Raw genomic sequence first — 224 nt, forward strand, 5'->3', positions numbered from 1 at the left:
GGAGGGTGGGCACCACTCTCACCACAGGAGAGTGAGACCGCCCTCACACCGCCGAGAGCCCTCCGTCGACCACGAGCGTCTGGCCGGTCATGAACGAGTTCCCCGGCGCGCAGGCGAACAGCATCGCCTCCACGATCTCGTCGGGCTCTGCCAGCCGCCGCATGGGGAGGTTCGCCATGATCCGGGCCTGCACCACGTCCGGGCCGCCGCCCATCGCGTCGAGC

The 224-nt window shown here is 70.5% G+C and carries 1 protein-coding gene; it reads right to left on the reverse strand.

Translation table 11 applies throughout. The features are described 5' to 3' along the window. Nucleotides 1–43: 43 nt before the first annotated feature. Nucleotides 44–224, reverse strand: a 181-nt coding sequence (locus tag F0L46_RS05750; RefSeq protein ID WP_149816099.1) for an SDR family oxidoreductase, incomplete at its 5' end; no start/stop codon positions are given.

The organism is Salinarimonas soli (assembly GCF_008386575.1).
Classification (GTDB): Bacteria; Pseudomonadota; Alphaproteobacteria; order Rhizobiales; family Beijerinckiaceae; genus Salinarimonas_A; species Salinarimonas_A soli.